Here is a 21,285-nt window from a genome sequence, read left to right as displayed (position 1 = left end):
CCACGCTTATTTTATCAATATATTCTATTCTCAATAAAAAGCTTCACAAGTGCTATATCTTCTTGGCTTGTAATCTTAAAATTCAACCTGCTTCCCTGAACATAATAAATTTCATATCCGTTTGCAAGTACAATGGAAGCATCATCTGAAAAAAGATGAAGGTTTTCTATTTCACTCTCCATGGAGGACTTAATGATTTTATGCTTAAAAGTTTGAGGAGTTTGATGCAGGAAGATCTTGCTTCTCGGGACAATCTCGTCAATCTTAACACCGTCTTCAGAATAGCCCACAGTATCAGTAGCATTAATAGCAGTTACAACAGCGCCAAATTTTTTAGCATATTCTATGTTATGACTAATTATTTCTTTACTAACTAATGGTCTCGCACCATCGTGAATCAAAACGATATCATCTTCTTTTGCAAACGTTCCTAAAAAACTTACACCATTCCACACGGAATGCTCTCTCGTATCACCACCTGGAATGATGTAAACCTTATCTTTGAAATTCTCCAACTCTTTTTTGGTTTCTTCAATATACTTTTCAGGCGAGACAACTACTATTCTATCAAAGAGTTCCAGATTTACAAACTTGTCAACTAAATACTCAACAATCGTTCGATTACTTATTTTATAAAATTGTTTGGGCTTCTCCCATCCAAAACGCGAGCCTATTCCACCAAACATGAGCAATGCAAAGACTTTGGTATCTTTAATTTTTTCACTATTTGACATTTTCTCTCTCTTTCCTTTCTTGCACGAGTTTTAAAAATTCCTCTTCGTTTATGATTTTCACGCCAAATTTCTGTGCTTTCTGTAACTTACTACCAGGGTTTTCACCAACCACAAGATAATCAGTCTTCTTTGATATGTTATCTGTGAAATGTCCACCTAAGGATTCGATGTACTTTTTAATTTCCTCTCTTGAAAAGTTGCGGAGCGTACCAGTAACACATATTGTAAGTCCGTCGAGTATATTCTCTTCTTCGGTTATCTTGCTCTCCAAATTTACGTTTGCACATTTCAGCTTTTCAATTATTTCCCGCGTCTTTGGTGCTGCAAAGTATGTTACGATACTCTCAGCGATATCTTCTCCAATTCCCTCTATTTGTAAAAGTTCGTCAATCGAAGCATTCACAAGTTCATCGAGATTCCTAAACTTCTTTGCTATGACTTTTGCTGTTTTCTCTCCAACATCCGGTATACCAAGCCCAACGATCAACCTTTCAAGAGAGGTATCTTTAGCCCTCTCTATTTCGCTTAGAATATTCGATATCATCTTAGGACCAAGCCCACTGATTTGCGAAAGGTCAAATATCGTAAGGTAAAACAAATCTGCTATGTCCTTGACTAAACCGGCGTCGACTATCTTCGAAATAATCTTTGGACCGAGTCCTTGGATATTTAAAGCCTCTCTTGAGACAAAGACCTCAAGATGCCTTTTCAATTTTGCACTGCAGTGAGGATTAAGACATTTGTAAGCAACATACTCACCTGACTCTTTACCAACGGGACCTCCACATACTGGACATGTTTCAGGTGGCGCTACTGGTATTTCGGAACCGGTTCGCAAATCAGCGATAACTTGAACAACTTGAGGAATTATTCCGCCAGCTTTTTCAATAAGTACATAATCACCGATACGTATGTCTTTTTCTTGGATGTAATCAAAATTGTGTAACGACGCACGTTTAATAACCGTTCCTTCTAATTCAGTTGGCTCAAATTCAGCAACCGGCGTTATTACACCTGTTCTCCCAACTTGGTATGTAACGCCCAATAGTTTTGTTCTTGCTTGCTGTGCTGGGAACTTAAATGCAATTGCCCACCTTGGTGCTTTTGCAGTCCAGCCAAGCTCATTCTGTTTTTGAAAATCATTGACCTTGATTACCACACCATCTACCCAGTATTCCAATTCATGCCTTTTAGCAGCCCATTCCTGCCAATAAGCGATAACCTCTTCTATTGAATTGCACAATCTATTGTGAGGGTTGACTTTAAAATGGAGCCTCTTTAAGAATTCAAGAGCCTCCCAATGAGTTCTTAGGTTATATAAGTTTGGCTTCACAACAAAATAAATGAAAGAATCGAGCTTTCTCTGAGCAACTTCGCTTGGGTCCAAGAGGTGGAGAGTACCTGCCGTGGCGTTTCTTGGATTCGCAAATGCTGGCAAACCATTTTCCTCTCTCTGCTGATTGTATTCCTCAAAGTAACTAACCGGCATGTATATTTCACCGCGCACCTCAATATCTATCGGTTCGGGCAATTTGAGAGGGATTGATTTAATTGTCTTCACATTGGCGGTAATGTCATCTCCTCTGAGTCCATCGCCTCTTGTAATAGCTTTCATTAAGATTCCTTTCTCATACCTTAAAGCCACTGACACACCATCTATTTTAAGTTCAGCAACGTATTCGACATCACCAACAGATTTTCTTACACGTTCATGGAAGTTAAGCATCTCAGCTTCGTTGTAAGTATTATCTAAACTCAACATTGGTTCGCTGTGTTCAACTGTTTCGAAGCCTTCCAAAAGCTGACCCCCGACTCTTTGCGTTGGCGAGTCAGGGGTTCTTAATTCAGGATACTTTTCCTCAAGCTCTATCAGTCTTTTCATCAGTTTGTCATATTCTTCATCTGTTATTACAGGGCTTGCAAGAACGTAATAACGATAGTTGTGGTACTCGATTTCATTTCTTAGCTTTTCTACTTCTTCTCTTATCTTTTCGGGAACCATTCTTTACACCACTCTTTTCCCTTAATTCATAGGTTTGCTCAACATCTTCTGTTTTCACCTTCTTCTTGCTTTTCTTACCTTTCTTTTCAATTTGTTCGCTCTTTTTACCTCTATTGCTTTTGGCATTACTTTCAAGCATTCTCAATTCTTCATCTGTAGGTATCTCAAAATTTATCTCCATTCTGATTTTATCAGCTCGAACTACCTTAGCTTTTAGCATATCGCCGATCCTATAAACAGTTCCAGTATGCTTACCCACAAGCATACTTTTAACATCGTCGTAGTAGTAATAATCATCAAGTGTCGACACGTGAATCAAACCTGAGATGTATTTATCTGGAATCTCAACGAACATCCCAAATTTTGTCACTGAGGTCACAACGACATCGTATATTTCACCTATACGTTTGGATATATAGTCTATCTTCTTCAAGGCATCGTAATCCCATTCTGCTTCGTCGGCAACGCGTTCACGTTTACTGCAGTGGACGGCTGCTTTTGCAAGGTATTTTTCTAACTTCTTCATTTCCTTTTTCTGTATAGCTCCACCTTTTTCCAAGTACAGCTTCAATAATCTGTGTACAATTAAGTCTGGATAACGTCTTATAGGAGACGTAAAATGAGTGTACGCTTCAGACGCAAGTCCAAAATGTCCAACGTTGCCCGGAGAATACACGGCACGTTTCATAGAGCGAACTAAGAGTCTTTGAATACTACTTCTCAGTGGATGGTCTTTCGTCTTCTCGAGTAATTCTTGCAGAACTCTTGGATGCACCCTTTGTGGCAGTTTCATCTTTATACCTATGGCACTAAGATAATTCTTTAATTGCAAAAGCGTGTCAAAATCAGGCTCCTCGTGGATACGATATAGAAACGGAATATCTGCATTGTGGAATATTTCAGCCACCGTCTCATTAGCTTTAATCATGAATTCTTCGATAATGACTTCTGACTCTCCGCGTTTTCTCGGGACTATGTCAACCGCATGACCCTGTTCGTCGAGAACAATCTTTACTTCGTCCCCTTCTATGTCGAGAATAGCTCCTCTGCGCCTTCTGTTTTCTCTAAGCACATCTTTCAACTCTTTCATGAGATATATATGCTCTGCAAGGTCTTTCAATTTATCGCCTTCTGGTTTATCTTCCAAAAATGCGTTCACGTCGTCGTATACTAATCTTCTGTAACTTCTAATCACGCCGTTTCCGACTTTGTAGTTCACAACGTCACCATCTCTATCGATTTCCATAAGCAAAGACATTACCAGCCTATCTTCACCTTGCACAAGACTACACAGTCCGTTTGAAAGCTTGAACGGGAGCATTGGTATTACTCTATCAGCTAAATACACGCTCGTTGCACGATTATAGGCTTCTTGGTCGAGTGCAGTTCCTGGCTTTACATAATGAGCAACATCTGCAATATGTACGCCCAGCAAATAATTTCCATTAGGAAGTTTTTTTACTTGCACAGCGTCGTCGAAATCTTTAGCGTCAGGTCCGTCGATTGTGACTATAATTTCATCTCTGAAATCCCATCTGCCCTCGATATCTTCTGGTCTTACGTTATCCGGCAACTCGGCAACTTCCTTTAAAACTTCTTCAGGGAATTGCACTGGCAAATTGTGTTTCACAACAACAGTTGGAAAATCAGTAGCTGGGTCTTCGACCTTTCCAAGCACCTCAATTATTTTTGCCTCAGGCGACCTTTTAACTGAAGGATAGCGGGTAATCTCTGCAACAACCTTCATTCCAGGCTTTGCGCCGTTGATTTCTTCAACAGGTACAGCAAATTCGTATGGAAGTTTTGGATCATCCGGTATCACAAATGAAAATTGCCCGCGTGTCTGAAAAACACCGACAAACTGTTTTATTCCACGTTCCAATATGCGTACGACTCTACCTTCGGGTAGCTCGTACCACTTGCCAACAATCTGCACTTGAACCTTGTCTTTGTGCATTGCAAGATTTGTTTTTTCAATAGGAACCGCTATCTCTTGCCCGTCGTCTGTTAAGACAAATGTTAAATTACCACTTCTCGTAAATTCTATTGTACCAGTAAAGAGATTTCCCTTCGTGATTGCATATCTTCCGTCGTCTCGCTTAAAAATAAATCCACTCTCAGTAAGCTCTTCCAATTGTTCTTTCAACAACTGTTTTTCTTTATCATCGTTTAACCCAAAGTATCTGCACAGTTCTTTAAATGTCATTGGGGTGTATTCTTCAGACTTAAAAAATTTTTTCAACTCGTTTTTCTTAGGCACGTATAGCCCTCCCTTATTTCTATCTCAATAAATATTATACCATACCTAAGTAATAATTAATTTCGACAACATTCGAATCGATAGAGCATTTTTCGTCTTTGATACGAGTTATTTTACATTTTCAGAGAATTTGACGCCCATTTATGCTGATGATAAACTTTCTTTGGACAATTTAGACAAAGAACTATAAAGGGAGGAAGCCTTGTGCAGACGAAAAAGATTTTTTCCTCTGAAAGTTTTGTTTTCTTAGCCGTACTTATTTTGTTCTTCTGGCTTTTTATAGGCTCTATGGGAAGTGCAAATTTCTTCAAGACACTGATGGCAACAGCTCACGATTTGTTGCTAAACACTGTATTCTTTATAATGGCAGTGGCTGTGCTCACCGGTGCGTTCGCAGGCTTACTTAACGAATTTGGCATAGTTCACTGGATACACTTACTACTGGATAAATTAATGAGACCGCTTTACGGACTCCCTGGTATAGCTGCAATGGGAATACTTTCGACGTATTTTTCGGATAATCCGGCAATAATAGCGCTTGCAAAGGATAAATCTTACATAAACCATTTTGAAAAATGGCAGGAACCTTTGTTGTGCAACCTCGGTACAGCATTTGGGATGGGTATGATAGTCTCAACGTTCTTCATAGCTCAAGGTGGACGCGTGGGAATGAATTTAGTTCCAGCAGTAATCATTGGAAACATTGCTACGGTTATTGGAAGCATCGTAAGTGTAAGGTTGTTCTCTGTATGGACTAAAAAGAAACTTGGAAGTGTACACAAAGAAGTTGAACACACAAACCCGCATTTTAGAAATGTACGCGAAGGTAACTGGTTTGAGAGATTTCTTGAAGCCATGCTCGATGGGGGAAAAACAGGGGTTGACATAGGACTTGGAATCATACCAGGAGTCATAGTAATAAGTACAGTTGTCATGATGTTAACCTTTGGGCCAAAGGATCCAACTGCGGGGTATCAAGGATTAGCATACGAAGGCATCGCTATCTTTGACAAATTTGGCCGAATAGTTTTTCTTCCATTCAAAGTACTTTTTGGTTTTGACAGTTCTCAGCTTCTGGCATTTCCAATAACGTGTCTTGGCTCCACTGGAGCTGCGTTAGCTCTGGTTCCACGCTTTTTAGAACACGGACTTATTAAACCAAGTGACATTGCCGTCTTTACAGCAATAGGCATGACGTGGAGCGGATACTTGAGCACCCATGTTGGTATGATGGATGCTCTTGGATACAGATATTTAACAAGTAAGGCAATTCTTTCGCATACAATAGGTGGTATTGTTGCTGGTTTCAGCGCTAATGTACTGTACAATTTATTCTTTTGAGATCTCAATATACATATTATTTTAGTGCCTGAAGAATCTGTGGGGGTGTAGTAATGAAATTGTCCATTTCTGAGTTAAAAGTATACAAGACATCCGGTGAGTTTGAAACGAACACATATGTCTTTACAATTGATGACATAACGTATGTAGTTGACCCAGGGATAGGGGTGGGAAAATACCTCGGCGGAGTAAAATGCGACGTTATACTAACACATGGCCATTACGACCACATAGCTGGACTTTCTGAGCTAAAACACGAACGAATTTACATTTCGCCTGAAGACAGTAAAGCACTATCCGACCCATCAGTTAATCTTTCTGTCCTTTTTGATGAACCATTTAGCTTAGATGTAAATTGGTATAACGTAGACGAATACTTCAACACACTCTTCGCACCGGGCCATACTAATGGTTCTCGAATTATACTCTTTGACGGTGTGATTTTTACAGGTGATGTAGTTTTTTCAAACTCTATAGGGAGAGTGGACCTATATATTGATGAGCATGATAAAGTTAAAATGAGAGAAGAGATGAAGAAGACGATATATTCGCTCAGAAAGTTTCTAAAAACACTCCCACAGGATTGGTACATCTGCCCTGGTCATGGAGAAATGGTGACGATCAAAAGACTATTCGAAATAAATCCATTTTTTAAATAACCAGGCTACTCACTCGTTATCCTTTTCATATATCCTTAGGCAAGTTCATGCCAGTAAAATTACCCTATTTTTCCCTGTTCGTTTCGCAATGTATAGGTTGGTATCCGCCTTATCTATTATTTTTTCAAATGTATCCGTATATTGTGGAACAAAGCTCACTGCTCCAATACTAATCGTGAAGCTTACATCAACAAAACTACTGTTGTCTTTTTCACATCTTACTTTCATTTGGCAACTTCGTCTCTAAATAAGTTTAAGTGTTTCGCAAAGTCATCGGATTCTTTAGATACGTTGTAAATGGTAAATTCCTCTCCTCCAAATCTTTCAAATTCATCTGACGATCTCTGGAAACACTTCCTTATCATCACTGCCAAAGCTCTTAAACACGCATCACCGCACAAATGTCCATATTTATCGTTTATTTCTTTGAAGTTATCTATATCCACTATTGCAAAGTTTATATAAAAACCTTCCCTTCTTGCAATGTTGAAATCTTTGGGAAAACTTTCATCAAAATGCCTTCGGTTGTGAAGCCCTGTGAGTGCGTCTGTTGTAGAAATTTCCATTAAGAGCTCGTTTTGTTCATATATTTGCGCTGTTTTCTCTTCTACAATTCTATCTGTTTCTTTAACGTAATTATCGTGCTCTTGACCGATTTCGTTGTAGGAAGTTATGAACCCTTTCAGTTCATCTTTGTATTTGTCATAGTTCTTAATTTCTTTAAAACTCGTTCTGCTGTGCTCACGGATTTCTCTTGAAACAATTTCAAAAGACAGAGACAATTTTTTGCTCAGTTGACGGGAAAGTATAAGAACAATCAAAAATAGTGCAGCCAATAACAATGCTCCAAAAATTAAGATTGGACGAATTGACTTGTACACCATATCGATTGACACCACAGCGAATATTTTTACATCATAAAGCATTCTCTCATCAGAAAAAATGAAACTATCATTGGTTGTGGTCTCTGTTCCTTTCTTGAAAGAGAAAATATTCATGTTCCCCAAGCTAAACATAATTCCTCTATTATCATCTGAAACTATGTTTGTGAAAAAGTCTCTTACAAATCTACTAAAGTTAATTAGAGAAAGCACCTCTACATCCTCATTAGGTTTGTAATTTCTAACTAAGTATAGGCTGTTATTAAGTAGGATAAACGCTTTGCTACGGTAAAAAATAGTGTCATCCACGTTAGATACCTTATCAGTCCCATAAGAAAAAATCGTTTTTTCAACATACCTTACCTGGAACATTTCTGCGTATGGAAAGTATGATTTAAAGGAACTAATCTGCTTTTCCAATTTCGCTCTGGTACTTGTGCTCATGTTTTCATCGTCCATTGCCAAAGAATAGAAATCGACATCACTGACAGCATTCATCAAACTCTTTTCAAAAACCGAGAGTGCATATTTTAAGTTCGACGTAAAGTAAGAAGATAAAGTATTAAGATATCTTTTTTCTGAATTCATTTTATGAAAAATCTCGAGAGTCACGAATGAAGATACAGCGATTAGAACGGTAAAAACGCTAATGACAAAAAGCACATCAAAAAGTTTTGTTCTTATCTTCATATCATAGACCTCTTCTCATATTTTCATTATTCACGCGGTATACCTGACGGTACTTTAGACATCGATTTATATCATTTCGTTCAGATAATAGCGAATACCTAATATTGAATGTCGAAAACCCTGCTACGGAAACACTTTTCAAGAACTGAAGCTTTTGCAAAGCACAGACAAAACTTCCGTTGGAATTTAGAAAATATTCTGAAATTCTTAATAAAGAGAGAAAAATGATATAATATATAAGTGAGGCAAGAGACAAGAGTGGAGGTTTGGAACTTTGAGCAATTTACCAGATATATATGATCAACAGTATCTTCAAAGGTTACATTCCCTTGAGATAAAAAGAAAAGTTATACTGGACATTCTCAGAAACTATAAAAAGATAGAAAAAGAAAAGTTAGAAGTGCTTATTAAGAATTTAGAACATCCAGACAAGGTAGGATTGAAAAAAATCAATCCTTTAATTTTTTCATTCCTAATTGATAGTCTACTGAATATTCGCGAAAATCTCGAAGTAAAAATTGCAGAATTTGAAAAGAGTAGAATATCGAGGTACGTTCTTTTCGAAATACTATTCTGGTCAAAACCTTCAAGTTATCCTTTTCCTAATGAGAAAATATCTAATTATAGATCTTTTGTTCAACAAAAACGTGAAAAAGCAAAGAAAATGGGAGTTGAAAATTTTCTCCAACTATATGCTTTGGAGAGCGTTGAAAGGGATACATTTTTGAAAGAGATCAAAAGCACCGTGCTCAAAATAAGGCCAGAAAACCTTGAAGAGTATCTGTGGGTCCGCGACTTTGTAGAATATCTCACTCCTATCGAAAAAGAAAATTTAAGGCAAAAACTTCACCCATATGTTTGGAAGATTCTTATAAGTAAGAGCACCGCAATTCCGATTGTAATTGATGGCAACAATGTACTGATGTCACCAAAATTGAAGTTTCCGGAGAAAATAGATTCGCTACTCGAATACATAGCAAGACTCAATCAAACATATTTTCCTTTCTTCATTGTCTTTGATGAGAATGCAAAATACAAATTCCGCACAAAGTACTTCGAGTACAAAAGAGTATACTACCACTCACCTGCTGATGAGCTGATCATAGGACTTGCAAAAGAATTAGGAGGTGTAGTCTGCTCACAAGACAGATTCAAAGATTACGCTGACAATATAAAGAATATATGGTATGAATTGGGAATATAAAGTAAAGGGGGCAAGAAATGATAATACTTGGTACATCATCTCCAAGAAGGATCGAGCTCTTTTCGCACTTTAAACTTCCATTTCAGATTTTGGCACCACAAATCGATGAAAAAGTAGACGAAACTCTATACAAAACTCCTGAAGCCGTTGTTATAAAAATTGCAAAAGATAAGTTGCAAAAGATATGTGATAACACTATAAACCGCGAGGACATTGATGTAATTATTACAGCAGATACGATAGTGTGGATGGATGGCAGAATTTTTGGAAAGCCAAGAGACAGTAGTAACGCAAAAGAAATTCTCAGAGAGCTTTCTGGAAAATGGCACAAAGTTTTTACCGGTGTCTGTGTTAAAATAGATAACGAAGAATTCAGTTTTTACGAGGAAACAAGTGTAAAGTTCAGAGAGCTTGAAGACGAAGAGATAGATTTTTATGTATCCACCGGAGAGCCTTTAGACAAAGCCGGGGCTTATGGTATTCAGGAACTTGGAGGCGTTCTTGTCGAAAGAATAGAGGGGGATTACACTAACGTTGTCGGACTACCTTTACCAAAGCTTTGGAAACTTCTGTTCGACAGGGGGGTAATCAAACGTTATGCAACTCGAAAATGGTCCGAGGGAGAGGCTATTAAATGACGGGGCTCAAAATTTGACAACTGAAGAACTCATTGCTATCTTGTTAAGAACAGGCACGAAAGAAAAAGATGTTATCGCGCTTTCAAGAGAGATATTCGATAGATACGATAGGAGTCTTTACAAACTTTCAAAAGCGACGATTGATGAGTTAAGGGAAATAAAAGGACTTGGCGATGTAAAAATAGTGACATTACTTTCGGCACTTGAAATATCAAAACGACTTGTCAAAGAAGAATACAAAGAATCCTTCGTTTCTTTGAAATCACCAGAAGATGTTTACAAATACTGCATTGATATGCAGTCTTTTGAACAAGAAGTGGTAAGAGTGTTGTTTGTTGACTCAAAATTAAGATTGATAGGTTCAAAGGACATATCCAAGGGGACAATAAACACATCTATAGCTCATCCAAGAGATATATTCAGGGAAGCCTTAACAAAGAATGCGCCTGGAATAATCGTTGCTCACAATCACCCGTCTGGCGACCCTACACCAAGTACAGATGACATAGAGATAACAAAGAAACTTATAGAAGCCGGAAAAATAATAGGAATTACTGTCCATGATCATGTAGTTATCGGAACTGGATATATTAGTATTATCTCGAGAATAAAAGACAAATAGGGAGATGACAAATATGTACGGTTCTAATGAGGAAGATAAATTAAAGAACATAATGAAGTTGAAAGAAGAATTGGAAAAAGATCTCAAGAAAAAAGGCCTTTTGAAAGATAAAAAGCAAGAAACTTCAAAAAGTTCTACCGTCGATGAGTCAACAATGAAAAGACTCAAGGAAAGTGTTGTAAAGAGTTCTCACATAGTTCCTGAAGAAAGCCTTACTCTGTACAATATCAACCTTCAAGACTACGATGCAAGTATTGAGGATGTTATAAAAGCACTGAGAATATTTTCCGCGAAAACCACAAACATGAACCATAAACTAATATTTGAAGGTCTGGTAAAACTGCTCGAGGGAAATGTAAAAGGCGCAAAAGATTCTTTCACACAAGCTCAGGGAATAGAAGCTCAGTATAATAAAATCCTTTCAAATTTATACAGCGGAGAAGATGTATCCCAAGAGCTCGCACTCTTTTTGAAGTCATATCCTGATTCAATTTATCCGTTACTTCTCATACTTGAGCGAGAGATTATTAAAGGTACCGCTGATGGAATAGAAAAGATACTGTCAATATTGTCTAAGAGGTCTTATTTCTGGCATCTTATTTTTGAGCTTTTTAAAGACACTTACTCTGAAGAAGCTGCTATTTCCGCTGTGAGAGAAAAGGTATTTGCATCTTTAATAATGCTGTTGTTTGTATATATTGATAGAACAAAGGATCTCCCAATTCAAAACCATACATGTCTTAATGCTCACAAATCATATTTACGGGGTGAAACAATTTCAGCCCCCGATTGGTGTCCCTTTGGCAGAATTGCGATAGAAGCAAGAAGATACTTGGCAGGTTATAAAATAGACTTTGGAGCAGTGAAACCATTCGAAAAAACACCTGAAGGAAAGCTCTTCTTGGGACTTGTCTACCTCAATGAGGGAAACAAAACCATCGCAGAACAGTATATAAACGCATTTGAAAAGCAAGTAGGGGATTATAAAATATACAAGAAACATCTTAAGCAGTCTAAAATGGGAATTGAGCAGTTTATAGCCCTGCCGAGCGACTTTGAACCTGTCGAAGAAAAAATCTCCATTATAGAATTCGTCACAAAAAATCCGGGTTATGATATCTATGTTAGATATCGCAAATTCGAATTCGTTCGCTTGGTCTTTTCCGAAGAGCACTGTAAAATAAATTATTCAAAATAAAGGAGGACTCAAAATGATACCACTTTTTGACTTAACAAGACAGTACAACAAGCTCCGCGAAGAAGTGCTCAGAACAGTTGACAGCGTCCTTTCTGATGGAAGAGTCATACTTGGACCGGCAGTGGAAAACTTTGAAAAAGAACTTGCAGAATATTTGGATGTGAAGCATGCTATTGGAGTTGCAAATGGAAGTGATGCGCTCGTAATAGCGCTCCACGCTCTCGGCATAGAAAAGGGCGACAAAGTTGTTACTACTCCATATACATTCTTCGCAACAGCATCATGCATTGTTCGAAACGGAGGTGTACCTGTTTTCGTCGACGTTGATCCCGAAACGTACAATATAGACCTTGAACAGGTAGAACACGCAATAAGAAAAGAAAACGCTAAAGCCGTAATTCCAGTTCACCTTTTCGGTAGAACTGTGGATTTTGAAAAACTCCACTTCCTAAAAGTCAAATATGGTGTTAAAATATTAGAGGATGCTGCGCAATCTATAGGAAGCGAAGGAAAAACTGATAATATCATTAAAAAGTCAGGCACATTCGGAAATATTGGTATTTTTTCATTCTTTCCAACCAAAAACCTTGGTGCATACGGTGATGCTGGTGCAATAGTTACGAACGACGATACACTTGCAGAAAGAGCGAAAATGTTGAGACAGCACGGCTCAAAGAAGAAGTATTTTCATGAAATGGTTGGATACAATTCAAGACTTGACTCTCTTCATGCTGCAATACTTTCAGTTAAATTGAAGTATCTTGATGAATGGACAGAGAGAAGAATAAACATCGCAAAAGAATACCAGAGACTATTTGAAGAGAAGAGACTACCGCTGAAGTATCCGAAAGTCGAAGAAAAAGGTTACAGATCACACGTTTACCACCAATACGTTGTCGAATTCGAAGATGAACAGACAAGAGACAGAGTAAAAGAGTACCTAACGAAGAACGATATTGGAACAGCTCTTTACTATCCACTACCACTACATTTGCAAAAGTGCTTTGCAGAGTACGGATACAAAGAAGGTGATTTTCCTGTTTCAGAAAGACTATCTAAAACGACGCTCGCACTCCCAATATTCCCTGAGCTTACCGATGAGGAAATAGCAACAATTGTAGAGAAAATCAGCGAGGTGATTTAAATGGCAGAGCTTCAGAACGAAAAACAAGCACAAAACGAACAATTTCTTCAAACACTCGAAAATTTCGTCAGGAGATATCTGAGAGTTAGAGATACTATAAAAGAACTCAACAAAGAAAAAAAGGACTTGGAAGACGCGATAATACAAATGGTTGAAGGTACGGATATAGACCATATAATAGTCGATGGCTCTGTTGTAGAATTTGAAAACAAGACAAAGATAAAACTTAAGTAAATAATACAAAGTATCCGGAAAAACCGGCATACAAAAAACCTTACGTGGGGGGAAGAGTGTATGGACAGGTATTTCAAGATAACCGAACAAGGTTCTAGTGTACGTACTGAGATCATCGCGGGTATAACAACCTTCCTAACGCTTGCTTACATTGTCTTCGTTAACCCGTCTATACTTGTGCAAGCAGTACCAGGCATATTTGACCAAACTGGTAAGATTCTCGACCAAGCACTTTACAACAGCTACTACGGCGCTTTCATGGTTGCTACGATCGTTGGCGGTGCTATTGCAACACTTATTATGGGACTTTTTGCAAACTATCCGTTCGCACTTGCACCGGGTATGGGACTAAATGCATACTTTACATATACAGTTTGTCTCAAACTTGGTATTCCATGGCAGCTTGCATTAACGGCAGTATTTATCGAGGGTTTAATCTTTGTGATACTCACAATTACCGGTGCAAGGAATTTCGTGGCAAAAGCTGTCCCACAACCTGTTAAGGCTGCAACTGGTGCAGGTATAGGATTGTTCATAGCACTAATCGGACTCAAGAACGCAGGTATCGTCATGCCAGACCCAATAACAGCCGTAACACTCGGACATCTTAACAAGCCAGACACACTACTCGCTGTAATAGGCTTCTTCATAACTGTCGTTCTTTTTGCACTCAACGTTCCTGGGTCAATACTCTTAGGAATAATCCTCACAACAGTCATTGGTGCAATGCCAGTTTTCAATGTAACACACTACCAAGGGATAATAGGCAAAATACCAGATATATCCCCAACTTTCTTCAAAATACAGTTCAACCCCGAGACGTTGCTATCAGCAACATTCTGGATAGTTGTCGGCACGTTCTTTTTTGTAGACTTCTTCGATACACTTGGTACATTGACAGGTCTTGCTGAAGGTACAGGCTTTACAAAGAAGAACGGAGAAATGGAAAGAGCAAACAGGGCATACTTGGCAGACGCGATAGGAACAGTTGCAGGTGCATTGTTTGGAACATCCACTGTTACAACATACATCGAGAGCAGTACAGGTATTGCAGTTGGTGGAAGAACAGGTCTTACAGCGGTCGTAGTTGCATTACTCATGCTTGCAATGCTCTTCTTCTCACCACTTGCTCTCACAATACCAGCAGCAGCAACAGCACCAGCGCTTATATTCGTCGGCGTTCTCATGGTCAAGAGCTTGATGTCGATAAAATGGGATGACGTAACAGATGCAGTCCCTGCGTTTGTGACGCTCACCATGATACCCTTCACATATTCTATTGCTAACGGTATAGCGCTCGGAATAATAACATACCCAATAGTCAAAGCATTATCAGGCAAGAGAAAAGAAATCCACTGGTTCACGTGGATTCTTGCAGCACTGTTTGTCGCTTACTTAACATTCTTCAGAGAATGAAACAGACAGTTAACAGCAAAGCCCCGGAGATTTCTCCGGGGCTTGTTTTTCTTGTTCTATTTCAACATGGTATAATACAAAGTAGGGGGCTGAAACACCAAGAACTTGGGGGATAGGGAAATATGAGAAAGAGAAACAACAAAATGGGTTATCGAAACGGAGCAATTTTAGTATCCGTTTTAATTATTTTAATTGTTGTTGTAATCATCCTCTCAAAGCTATGGTTTCTGCTTGGGTTAAGACTTAAAGGATATCCATGATATGTTTGATGCATTCTAAACCGCATTCTGATTAGCTTTTTTGTATATTCGCTGAGCCTGTTTTTTGAAAAATTTGAGGCTCTTTCCTGCGATAAAACGTCTGAATAGATAAGATGATTTGTGTCCTGATGGCACAGTTATTTTTGTTGCATTTGGTAATAGTCTGTAAAGCCCATTTGATGCTTGTTTTGGTATAACCTTGTCAAAAACACCCGAGAACATTAAAACGGGTTGTTTGACAAATTTTGCGTACGATAGAGGGTCATAATGGAAACACGTTGGGGTTAGCGTGAATATATCGTTCAGTTCCTTTAGTGAATGAACTTTCCGCCTACTGCTTGACCTTAGCTCTATACATTTTGGTTCATCTTTGCATCCCCACTCATTGCTGAATTTCTTGTATCCTTCCCTTACTGGCTCAACATACGGAGAATACCAATTAATCCAGCGCCAGTCACCACCTGTGAAAGCAAGCACACCGATATCCAATCTGCTATCGAGTGCAAGGCTCATTGTCGCTATCATCCCACCAAAGCTGAACCCCATAATTCCCAATGGCAAATCATTACTTACGCCTTGAATGAGTCCTGACTCTAAAAGGTCTATCGTCCTTCTCACATCCTTGATCGCTTGGTGGAAGCGTACAATACAATGTGCCGGTGAATGATGGAAGAAAGGCTCTCCTCCGTTCCACTCCTGCTTTGTGCGCTGCATGTGGTAGGGTTGTATAAGAAAATACGTCTCTATGCCTTTTTGTGCAAAATTCTCTGCAAACCACATGAGATATGGAATATGTCCATTCCCAATTCCATGCAAGAATATCAGTCTCATCCAAGGATTTTCTGCGCTATATCTGTAGACATATACTCTGCTTGACTCTGGAATATCTGGTTCATAGACCGTGTCGAAACTTAGAAGTACGTATTTCTCGTCCTCTTTTTCGACCTTAAGATTAAAAGGCAAATTCTTATCGTACTCATAAATGTACACTACTTGCACCCCCAATTTTCTAAATTATTCGGGACTTTTTGTTGAATAAAAGACATCGGCTATATAATATCCAGTCGAGCTGCCGAACATAACATCCGACAACCAATGATTATTGGACCACAATCTTTGCGCCGAGAAAACCAGAGGTATTGAATACCACACATCTCCGAAACGCTTTGCAATTGGCGTAAAAATAGACCAACTCAAAGCACTGTGACCAGATGGGAATGATTGGTAACCCTCAGTGAGAGAGAACGGTTTAAAAATGAAAGGGTTGTTTTCAGCGTACGGGCGTCCTCTTCCAACAACAAACTTTACTAATCCAACAAAAACAGCGGTAGTCAAGAAACTCTCTATCACTGTGAATGCTGTATATTCATCGAATGGATACGCAACGGCTGCACTCACAACCGCAATCGCAGTGAAATGAACAAGATTCAAGTCGTTAAGAAAATCAAATAAATTCGATCTTGACACCCCCCTATTTACAGGTTCATCTAACAAAAAGGATGGAAGCGGAACACAGAAAACAGGAACAATTACCTTTGACAAGTTATGTACGTCCATTACTAATTCATCCAAATAATCAGCTCCAAAACTTATAAAAGGAATCAGTAACAATAAGAACATAGCTAAAGACCTTTTCAACATTATCAATCACCCCTCCTAAAGATTATTATAGCCCCTGAACCTCTTAAGTCAACTATTACTGACCGAACATAGTTCTTAAAAAAGAGTGGTATAATTATTATGTGAATGGCGGCTCAGTATAAATGTAAGGGGTGGTGCTATGAAATGGTTCAATTTTACAGTTATCTTTATTATAGCCATTGTCATAATTGGTCTTTTTGGATTTTACATATATGAACATTATAGATACTCACCGTTTGCGTTACTCGTTGACGTAGGAGTTGCGAAAGAATACCTAAGAGACAGACACGTTGATTTATGGAATCCGGTGAAAAGAGATGAGATTGTTTTTGAGAATGTAGAAATCACCGAAAGATTGAGTACTTATGAATTCGCACTCAAACTTGAACCAATCCTGTCAAAACTAAACGACGGAATTACAAGAATAGAAATTCAATTAAAATCAACGGACAAAGTTCTCCCGATGAGCTTCAAACTTATTGATGGAGACGTTATAGTCTACAAAAGCAAATGCGAAATTCCTGTTGGTTCAAGAATACTTACAATGAACGGATACCAAATAAAAGACATAATTGAGAAATACAGAGATTTATTCCCCACACTTGATGAATTTGAAAGAGAATATGCTTTTGTCGATAAATTACTGTATGCTTATCCCAGCATAATTGATGGCTCAACTATTCACATCACATATTATCTTCCTAACTCCAGTGTACAAAGAACAGCGTACATCAAAGCAATGGACAAGAAAAGATGGGACACTGAAATAAAAAAAGACGTCGAGAATGTCAAGATTTACAAGATAAAGGATTATGCAATTCTAAAAATACTCAGCTTCGAGATCTTTGATAAGAAGCAAATGACAAGTTTGCTTGAAGCATTTGGTGAACTAAATGACGCAACGAATGTAATCTTCGACTTAAGATATGCAAACGACGGCGACAGCACAATACCGACGATTATAATATCAAAACTAATTACAAGTCCAACGGCACTGTATCCGAAATACACGGGCAGATTTAGAAACAAGGAAATCGAAAAGAAACAAATTCCAATAGAACCAGACGACCATAGAATAGATGCAAAAGTTTATTTTCTTGTCAACAACTCTTGTTTCTACCAGCCACAAAAGACGCTCATAACAGTTCTGAATCAGCACCAACTTGGAAATTTCATCGCTTGGAATATTCCTGAAAGTATCAACAAAGGCGTTTACTATACAGATGAATTTTGGAAAATACTCCCCAATACTCGCACATACATAGTAATGCCTCAAGGCAGAGTCGAATACAATACCAATATTGACTTTGTTATAGGTGACGGACCAGATGTGGCCATAGAAGAACTGATCGATGAAAATCGCTACTTTGAATGGTTGAAAAACTTTATTGACATGTTAGAAACTACCAAAGAAGAATAAGAAGGTGGCATTTATGGAACTATCGGAATATCTTTCAAGAACGAACGTTTTGGACTTTTTACAAGCACTCGAAATTTCCGCATACGTTGTTGACAAAAATAGAAAGATTGTCTTCTGGAACGGACAAGCGACAAGTCTAACAGGATATGACTCAGAAGAAGTCATAGGAAGGAAATGCGCTGAACAAGTGCTTAATCATGTTGATAGAACAGGCATTCCCGTCTGTTCAACCGACCTTTGCCCATTATACCAAGCTATCAAGAATGGTATTCCAGTCGAAGTACCTTTTGCGGTATATGGGTTGACAAAATCAGGTAAAAGGAGGCCTTTTTCTGTATTCGGTCTACCTATCAAAAACGGTAATGAAATACTTGGAGCTGTAGAACTATTTACAGATGCCGAGAAATTGGATGCTGACATGTCACTCGCTATAACCATTCAAGAAGGGTTCGTACCTGAAAGTAACGACAAGATAGAATTCTTCTACCGCCCGTCAACAGGACTTGGTGGAGACATGATTTACTACAACCCACCATGGATTGGAATCATCGACATCAGCGGTCATGGAGTAGCCGCTGCGCTTGTGAGTATGCTGATTAGGATTTCTCTCGACTCTGTCATTGCCTTCGACCCTCCTTTAAATGCGCTTCCATACTTGTTAGAGAATGAACTGAAAAGATTCAAATTGCAGGGAGTATACTTAACATCGATATTCGGACAGCTTAAGGAAGATGAATTTACCTTTATAAACATGGGACATCCATCTCCAGTTAACATAACACAAAAAAAGGTTGTTAAAACGAAGAATGTTGTTCCAGTTGGATGGGGGTTAAGTGATGAGTACGATGAATCGATTATTAATCGCCATAAGCTTTCAGACGGCAATCTGCTCCTTTATACAGATGGACTTACAGAAATGAAAACAAAAACTGGTATGCTGGGAACAGAAGGACTAATCAGCACACTCGCGCCTGAAGATAATACAACAAGCATATATTTAAAAACACTCTCACTTAGGGCTTCTGGCTTACAAGAAGACGACATAACAATGATACTAATCAAACAATAACCATTTGTCTACAACGCATAGCAGAGGGCATTTTTCAATGCCCTTTGTTTTTTGTTTGAAAGTTAAAAAAGTCACTTGAAAATATTAGAATATTCTTATATACTAAATACAGAAATTACACTTTATGCTTGAAAGGAGTGGAAGCATGGTAGAGAACTTAGAGAAGTATGCAGAGACATTAAAAGTGATCGCACACCCGATAAGATTGCAAATACTTATGATGTTAAAAGATAACGAAAAACTCTGCGTGTGTGAAATGTTACCACGCATCGGTATTAGTCAACCAAACCTATCTCAACACCTGTCCATGATGAGACTAAGTGGACTGGTCGAAACAGAAAAGAAAGGTAACATGGTCTTTTACAAACTTTCGGACAACAGATTTTTGAAAGAATTTCTGGATTTAATAGACAAATATATTAATGCAGAGGTGAAATAAGGTGAGCGAACTAAAATTATTCTTTCTAATCTTAGCCGTATTCTTCGTATTCTATTTTGTCCCATTCGATGCACCCGCTGTTAAGGACAGCATCTTAAACGGTTTTGTTATGCTCAACGAATACGCCCGCGAACACGTTCTACTTTGTTTAGTCCCTGCATTCTTCATCGCTGGCACAATTTCCGTCATGCTCAAAAAAGATGCCATACTGAAACTTCTCGGTCCTGATGCCAAAAGAATAATATCCTACCCAATTGCAGCTATCAGCGGGGCAATACTTGCGGTTTGCTCTTGTACAATCCTCCCGCTTTTTGGTGGCATATATAAGAAAGGAGCAGGAATCGGTCCAGCAGCAACATTCCTTTTCGCAGGACCCGCTATCAACATCGCAGCGATATTTCTAACAGCAAGAATCCTTGGCTGGGACCTTGGAATTGCAAGGATGATAGCAACATTAAGTGCAGCGATACTCATAGGTTTAATTATGGAGCTGATTTACAAAGAAAAAGGTAGTGGTGGATTTGTACAAACAGCTGAGACAAACACAAGTAATGCAAAAGCACTGACATTTTTTCTGTTGCAACTCTTTTTCCTTGTACTCAGCGGGCTCAAAATAAACCCAACAATTAAAAATGCTGGACTCGGCGTACTTGGCTTATCAGTATTTGGGATGGCACTTTTCGGATTTGAAAGAGACGAAACAAGATCTTGGATTGCTGAGACGTGGGATTTTGCTAAGAAGATACTTCCATACCTATTTGTAGGTGTATTCTTAGCAGGAATCATAACAAAACTACTTCCACAGAATGTAGTGGTCTTCTTACTTGGCAAGAACAACATATTCTCAACATTCGTTGCTTCCATCATAGGTGCGTTAATGTACTTTGCAACGCTTACAGAAGTGCCGATAGTGCAAGCATTGACACAACTTGGAATGGCAAAAGGACCGACACTTGCATTGCTCATGGCAGGAAACTCTCTAAGTTTGCCAAGCATGATAGTCATAACAAAGCTTCTTGGAAAAAAGAAAGCATTTACATACTTCGGCTTGGTTGTTCTTTTCTCAACAATATTTGGAATGATCTATGGTCTTATTGGATAAACCTACTAAACAAGCATAGGAGGGATTATTGCATGGCAAAGAAGGTAGAAGTACTCGGTTCAGGATGTCCAAAGTGCAAACAGACGCTCAAGATTATTGAAACTGCGATTCAAGAACTTGGAATCAACGCAGTAGTTGAGAAAGTCCAAGACATCAACGAAATAATTTCAAGAGGAGTTGCAGCAACCCCAGCAGTGGCAATTGATGGAAAAGTAGTATTGAGTGGGAAGATACCAACGTTGGACGAGGCAAAAGCATTGCTAAGTAAATAAGACATTGTATAAAAAAGCTGAGCGGGACAATTTTTCGCTCAGCCTCTTTTATTGTTCCA

At 38.6% G+C, this 21,285-nt stretch carries 22 protein-coding genes; 15 read left to right on the top strand and 7 right to left on the bottom strand.

Annotated elements, in window-relative coordinates:
• Positions 1-14 precede the first annotated feature (14 nt).
• The 3 genes from ispD to rnr are packed head-to-tail and all read right to left on the bottom strand — an operon-like array spanning position 15 to position 4,942.
• A complete protein-coding gene (ispD, locus tag IB67_RS05635) occupies positions 15-734 on the bottom strand; it encodes a 2-C-methyl-D-erythritol 4-phosphate cytidylyltransferase (protein ID WP_072759717.1) in 720 nt (239 codons plus the stop codon).
• Complete coding sequence (ligA, locus tag IB67_RS05630) at positions 724-2,736, bottom strand: NAD-dependent DNA ligase LigA (protein WP_072759715.1); 2,013 nt, start codon at positions 2,734-2,736, stop codon at positions 724-726. Before ligA ends, ispD begins: the two co-directional genes overlap by 11 nt.
• Positions 2,690-4,942, bottom strand: a complete 2,253-nt coding sequence (rnr, locus tag IB67_RS05625; protein ID WP_245789614.1) for a ribonuclease R — start codon at positions 4,940-4,942, stop codon at positions 2,690-2,692. Before rnr ends, ligA begins: the two co-directional genes overlap by 47 nt.
• Before the next feature lie 258 nt (positions 4,943-5,200).
• Between rnr and IB67_RS05620 the strand changes: the two genes are divergently transcribed.
• Positions 5,201-6,337, top strand: coding sequence for a CD0519/CD1768 family membrane protein (locus IB67_RS05620; protein WP_072760589.1), 1,137 nt, complete (start codon positions 5,201-5,203; stop codon positions 6,335-6,337).
• A gap of 53 nt (positions 6,338-6,390) precedes the next feature.
• Positions 6,391-6,996 carry an MBL fold metallo-hydrolase gene (locus IB67_RS05615; protein ID WP_072760591.1) on the top strand — a complete coding sequence of 202 codons (606 nt, stop codon included), beginning with the start codon at positions 6,391-6,393 and terminating at the stop codon, positions 6,994-6,996.
• Between the two features lie 45 nt (positions 6,997-7,041).
• On the opposite strand, the gene IB67_RS05610 is transcribed toward IB67_RS05615, so the two are convergent.
• Both IB67_RS05610 and IB67_RS05605 read right to left on the bottom strand, forming a co-directional pair.
• On the bottom strand, positions 7,042-7,224 hold the full coding sequence (locus tag IB67_RS05610) for a GGDEF domain-containing protein (protein ID WP_498875177.1): 183 nt from the start codon (positions 7,222-7,224) through the stop codon (positions 7,042-7,044).
• Complete coding sequence (locus IB67_RS05605) at positions 7,221-8,567, bottom strand: GGDEF domain-containing protein (RefSeq protein ID WP_498875176.1); 1,347 nt, start codon at positions 8,565-8,567, stop codon at positions 7,221-7,223. The genes IB67_RS05610 and IB67_RS05605 overlap by 4 nt, the downstream gene beginning before the upstream one ends.
• A gap of 274 nt (positions 8,568-8,841) precedes the next feature.
• Between IB67_RS05605 and IB67_RS05600 the strand changes: the two genes are divergently transcribed.
• The 8 genes from IB67_RS05600 to IB67_RS05565 all read left to right on the top strand — a co-directional run bounded on the left by IB67_RS05600 (position 8,842) and on the right by IB67_RS05565 (position 15,283).
• Complete coding sequence (locus IB67_RS05600) at positions 8,842-9,771, top strand: ribonuclease (protein WP_072760595.1); 930 nt, start codon at positions 8,842-8,844, stop codon at positions 9,769-9,771.
• 17 nt (positions 9,772-9,788) lie between these two features.
• Positions 9,789-10,409 carry a Maf family protein gene (locus IB67_RS05595; protein ID WP_072760597.1) on the top strand — a complete coding sequence of 207 codons (621 nt, stop codon included), beginning with the start codon at positions 9,789-9,791 and terminating at the stop codon, positions 10,407-10,409.
• Positions 10,369-11,031: a RadC family protein gene (radC, locus tag IB67_RS05590; protein WP_072760599.1), complete on the top strand. Its 663-nt coding sequence runs from the start codon at positions 10,369-10,371 to the stop codon at positions 11,029-11,031. Before IB67_RS05595 ends, radC begins: the two co-directional genes overlap by 41 nt.
• Positions 11,032-11,044: 13 nt before the next feature.
• Positions 11,045-12,229, top strand: a complete 1,185-nt coding sequence (locus IB67_RS05585) for a hypothetical protein (protein WP_143145316.1) — start codon at positions 11,045-11,047, stop codon at positions 12,227-12,229.
• 13 nt (positions 12,230-12,242) lie between these two features.
• A complete protein-coding gene (locus tag IB67_RS05580; RefSeq protein WP_072760604.1) occupies positions 12,243-13,373 on the top strand; it encodes a DegT/DnrJ/EryC1/StrS family aminotransferase in 1,131 nt (376 codons plus the stop codon).
• Positions 13,374-13,607, top strand: coding sequence for a hypothetical protein (locus IB67_RS05575; RefSeq protein WP_072760606.1), 234 nt, complete (start codon positions 13,374-13,376; stop codon positions 13,605-13,607).
• Between the two features lie 60 nt (positions 13,608-13,667).
• Complete coding sequence (locus IB67_RS05570) at positions 13,668-15,023, top strand: NCS2 family permease (RefSeq protein WP_072760608.1); 1,356 nt, start codon at positions 13,668-13,670, stop codon at positions 15,021-15,023.
• 122 nt (positions 15,024-15,145) lie between these two features.
• Positions 15,146-15,283 (top strand): hypothetical protein, encoded by a 138-nt coding sequence (locus IB67_RS05565; protein ID WP_178137764.1) that lies wholly within the window; start codon positions 15,146-15,148, stop codon positions 15,281-15,283.
• Positions 15,284-15,298: 15 nt separating this feature from the next.
• Here the strand turns inward: IB67_RS05565 and IB67_RS05560 are convergent, their stop codons facing one another.
• On the bottom strand, positions 15,299-16,273 hold the full coding sequence (locus tag IB67_RS05560) for an alpha/beta hydrolase (protein WP_084634427.1): 975 nt from the start codon (positions 16,271-16,273) through the stop codon (positions 15,299-15,301).
• Between the two features lie 24 nt (positions 16,274-16,297).
• Complete coding sequence (locus tag IB67_RS05555) at positions 16,298-16,924, bottom strand: phosphatase PAP2 family protein (RefSeq protein WP_072760610.1); 627 nt, start codon at positions 16,922-16,924, stop codon at positions 16,298-16,300.
• Positions 16,925-17,063: 139 nt separating this feature from the next.
• On the opposite strand from IB67_RS05555, the gene IB67_RS05550 reads away from it, so the two are divergent.
• From IB67_RS05550 to IB67_RS05530, 5 genes are all read left to right on the top strand, one after another.
• Complete coding sequence (locus IB67_RS05550) at positions 17,064-18,344, top strand: S41 family peptidase (protein WP_072760612.1); 1,281 nt, start codon at positions 17,064-17,066, stop codon at positions 18,342-18,344.
• A 13-nt stretch (positions 18,345-18,357) separates the two neighbouring features.
• A complete protein-coding gene (locus IB67_RS05545) occupies positions 18,358-19,413 on the top strand; it encodes a SpoIIE family protein phosphatase (protein WP_072760614.1) in 1,056 nt (351 codons plus the stop codon).
• Between the two features lie 145 nt (positions 19,414-19,558).
• Positions 19,559-19,852, top strand: a complete 294-nt coding sequence (locus IB67_RS05540; RefSeq protein ID WP_072760616.1) for an ArsR/SmtB family transcription factor — start codon at positions 19,559-19,561, stop codon at positions 19,850-19,852.
• A 1-nt stretch (position 19,853) separates the two neighbouring features.
• Positions 19,854-20,954 (top strand): permease, encoded by a 1,101-nt coding sequence (locus tag IB67_RS05535; RefSeq protein WP_072760618.1) that lies wholly within the window; start codon positions 19,854-19,856, stop codon positions 20,952-20,954.
• 32 nt (positions 20,955-20,986) lie between these two features.
• Positions 20,987-21,226: a thioredoxin family protein gene (locus IB67_RS05530; protein WP_498875175.1), complete on the top strand. Its 240-nt coding sequence runs from the start codon at positions 20,987-20,989 to the stop codon at positions 21,224-21,226.
• The last annotated feature ends 59 nt before the right edge of the window (positions 21,227-21,285 follow it).

This window comes from Fervidobacterium riparium (genome assembly GCF_025370035.1).
Classification (GTDB): domain Bacteria; phylum Thermotogota; class Thermotogae; order Thermotogales; family Fervidobacteriaceae; genus Fervidobacterium; species Fervidobacterium gondwanense.
Note: the sequence above shows the minus strand (reverse complement) of the source record. Positions and strands in the feature narration are given on the sequence as shown.

What these genes read in the sequence shown, in the direction of transcription:
- ispD (WP_072759717.1), bottom strand. Translation starts at nt 734, where the DNA reads ATGTCAAATAGTGAAAAAATTAAAGATACCAAAGTCTTTGCATTGCTC.
- ligA (WP_072759715.1), bottom strand. Translation starts at nt 2,736, where the DNA reads ATGGTTCCCGAAAAGATAAGAGAAGAAGTAGAAAAGCTAAGAAATGAA.
- rnr (WP_245789614.1), bottom strand. Translation starts at nt 4,942, where the DNA reads ATGACATTTAAAGAACTGTGCAGATACTTTGGGTTAAACGATGATAAA.
- IB67_RS05615 (WP_072760591.1), top strand. Translation starts at nt 6,391, where the DNA reads ATGAAATTGTCCATTTCTGAGTTAAAAGTATACAAGACATCCGGTGAG.
- IB67_RS05610 (WP_498875177.1), bottom strand. Translation starts at nt 7,224, where the DNA reads ATGAAAGTAAGATGTGAAAAAGACAACAGTAGTTTTGTTGATGTAAGC.
- IB67_RS05605 (WP_498875176.1), bottom strand. Translation starts at nt 8,567, where the DNA reads ATGAAGATAAGAACAAAACTTTTTGATGTGCTTTTTGTCATTAGCGTT.
- IB67_RS05595 (WP_072760597.1), top strand. Translation starts at nt 9,789, where the DNA reads ATGATAATACTTGGTACATCATCTCCAAGAAGGATCGAGCTCTTTTCG.
- radC (WP_072760599.1), top strand. Translation starts at nt 10,369, where the DNA reads ATGCAACTCGAAAATGGTCCGAGGGAGAGGCTATTAAATGACGGGGCT.
- IB67_RS05585 (WP_143145316.1), top strand. Translation starts at nt 11,045, where the DNA reads ATGTACGGTTCTAATGAGGAAGATAAATTAAAGAACATAATGAAGTTG.
- IB67_RS05580 (WP_072760604.1), top strand. Translation starts at nt 12,243, where the DNA reads ATGATACCACTTTTTGACTTAACAAGACAGTACAACAAGCTCCGCGAA.
- IB67_RS05575 (WP_072760606.1), top strand. Translation starts at nt 13,374, where the DNA reads ATGGCAGAGCTTCAGAACGAAAAACAAGCACAAAACGAACAATTTCTT.
- IB67_RS05570 (WP_072760608.1), top strand. Translation starts at nt 13,668, where the DNA reads ATGGACAGGTATTTCAAGATAACCGAACAAGGTTCTAGTGTACGTACT.
- IB67_RS05565 (WP_178137764.1), top strand. Translation starts at nt 15,146, where the DNA reads ATGAGAAAGAGAAACAACAAAATGGGTTATCGAAACGGAGCAATTTTA.
- IB67_RS05555 (WP_072760610.1), bottom strand. Translation starts at nt 16,924, where the DNA reads ATGTTGAAAAGGTCTTTAGCTATGTTCTTATTGTTACTGATTCCTTTT.
- IB67_RS05550 (WP_072760612.1), top strand. Translation starts at nt 17,064, where the DNA reads ATGAAATGGTTCAATTTTACAGTTATCTTTATTATAGCCATTGTCATA.
- IB67_RS05545 (WP_072760614.1), top strand. Translation starts at nt 18,358, where the DNA reads ATGGAACTATCGGAATATCTTTCAAGAACGAACGTTTTGGACTTTTTA.
- IB67_RS05540 (WP_072760616.1), top strand. Translation starts at nt 19,559, where the DNA reads ATGGTAGAGAACTTAGAGAAGTATGCAGAGACATTAAAAGTGATCGCA.
- IB67_RS05530 (WP_498875175.1), top strand. Translation starts at nt 20,987, where the DNA reads ATGGCAAAGAAGGTAGAAGTACTCGGTTCAGGATGTCCAAAGTGCAAA.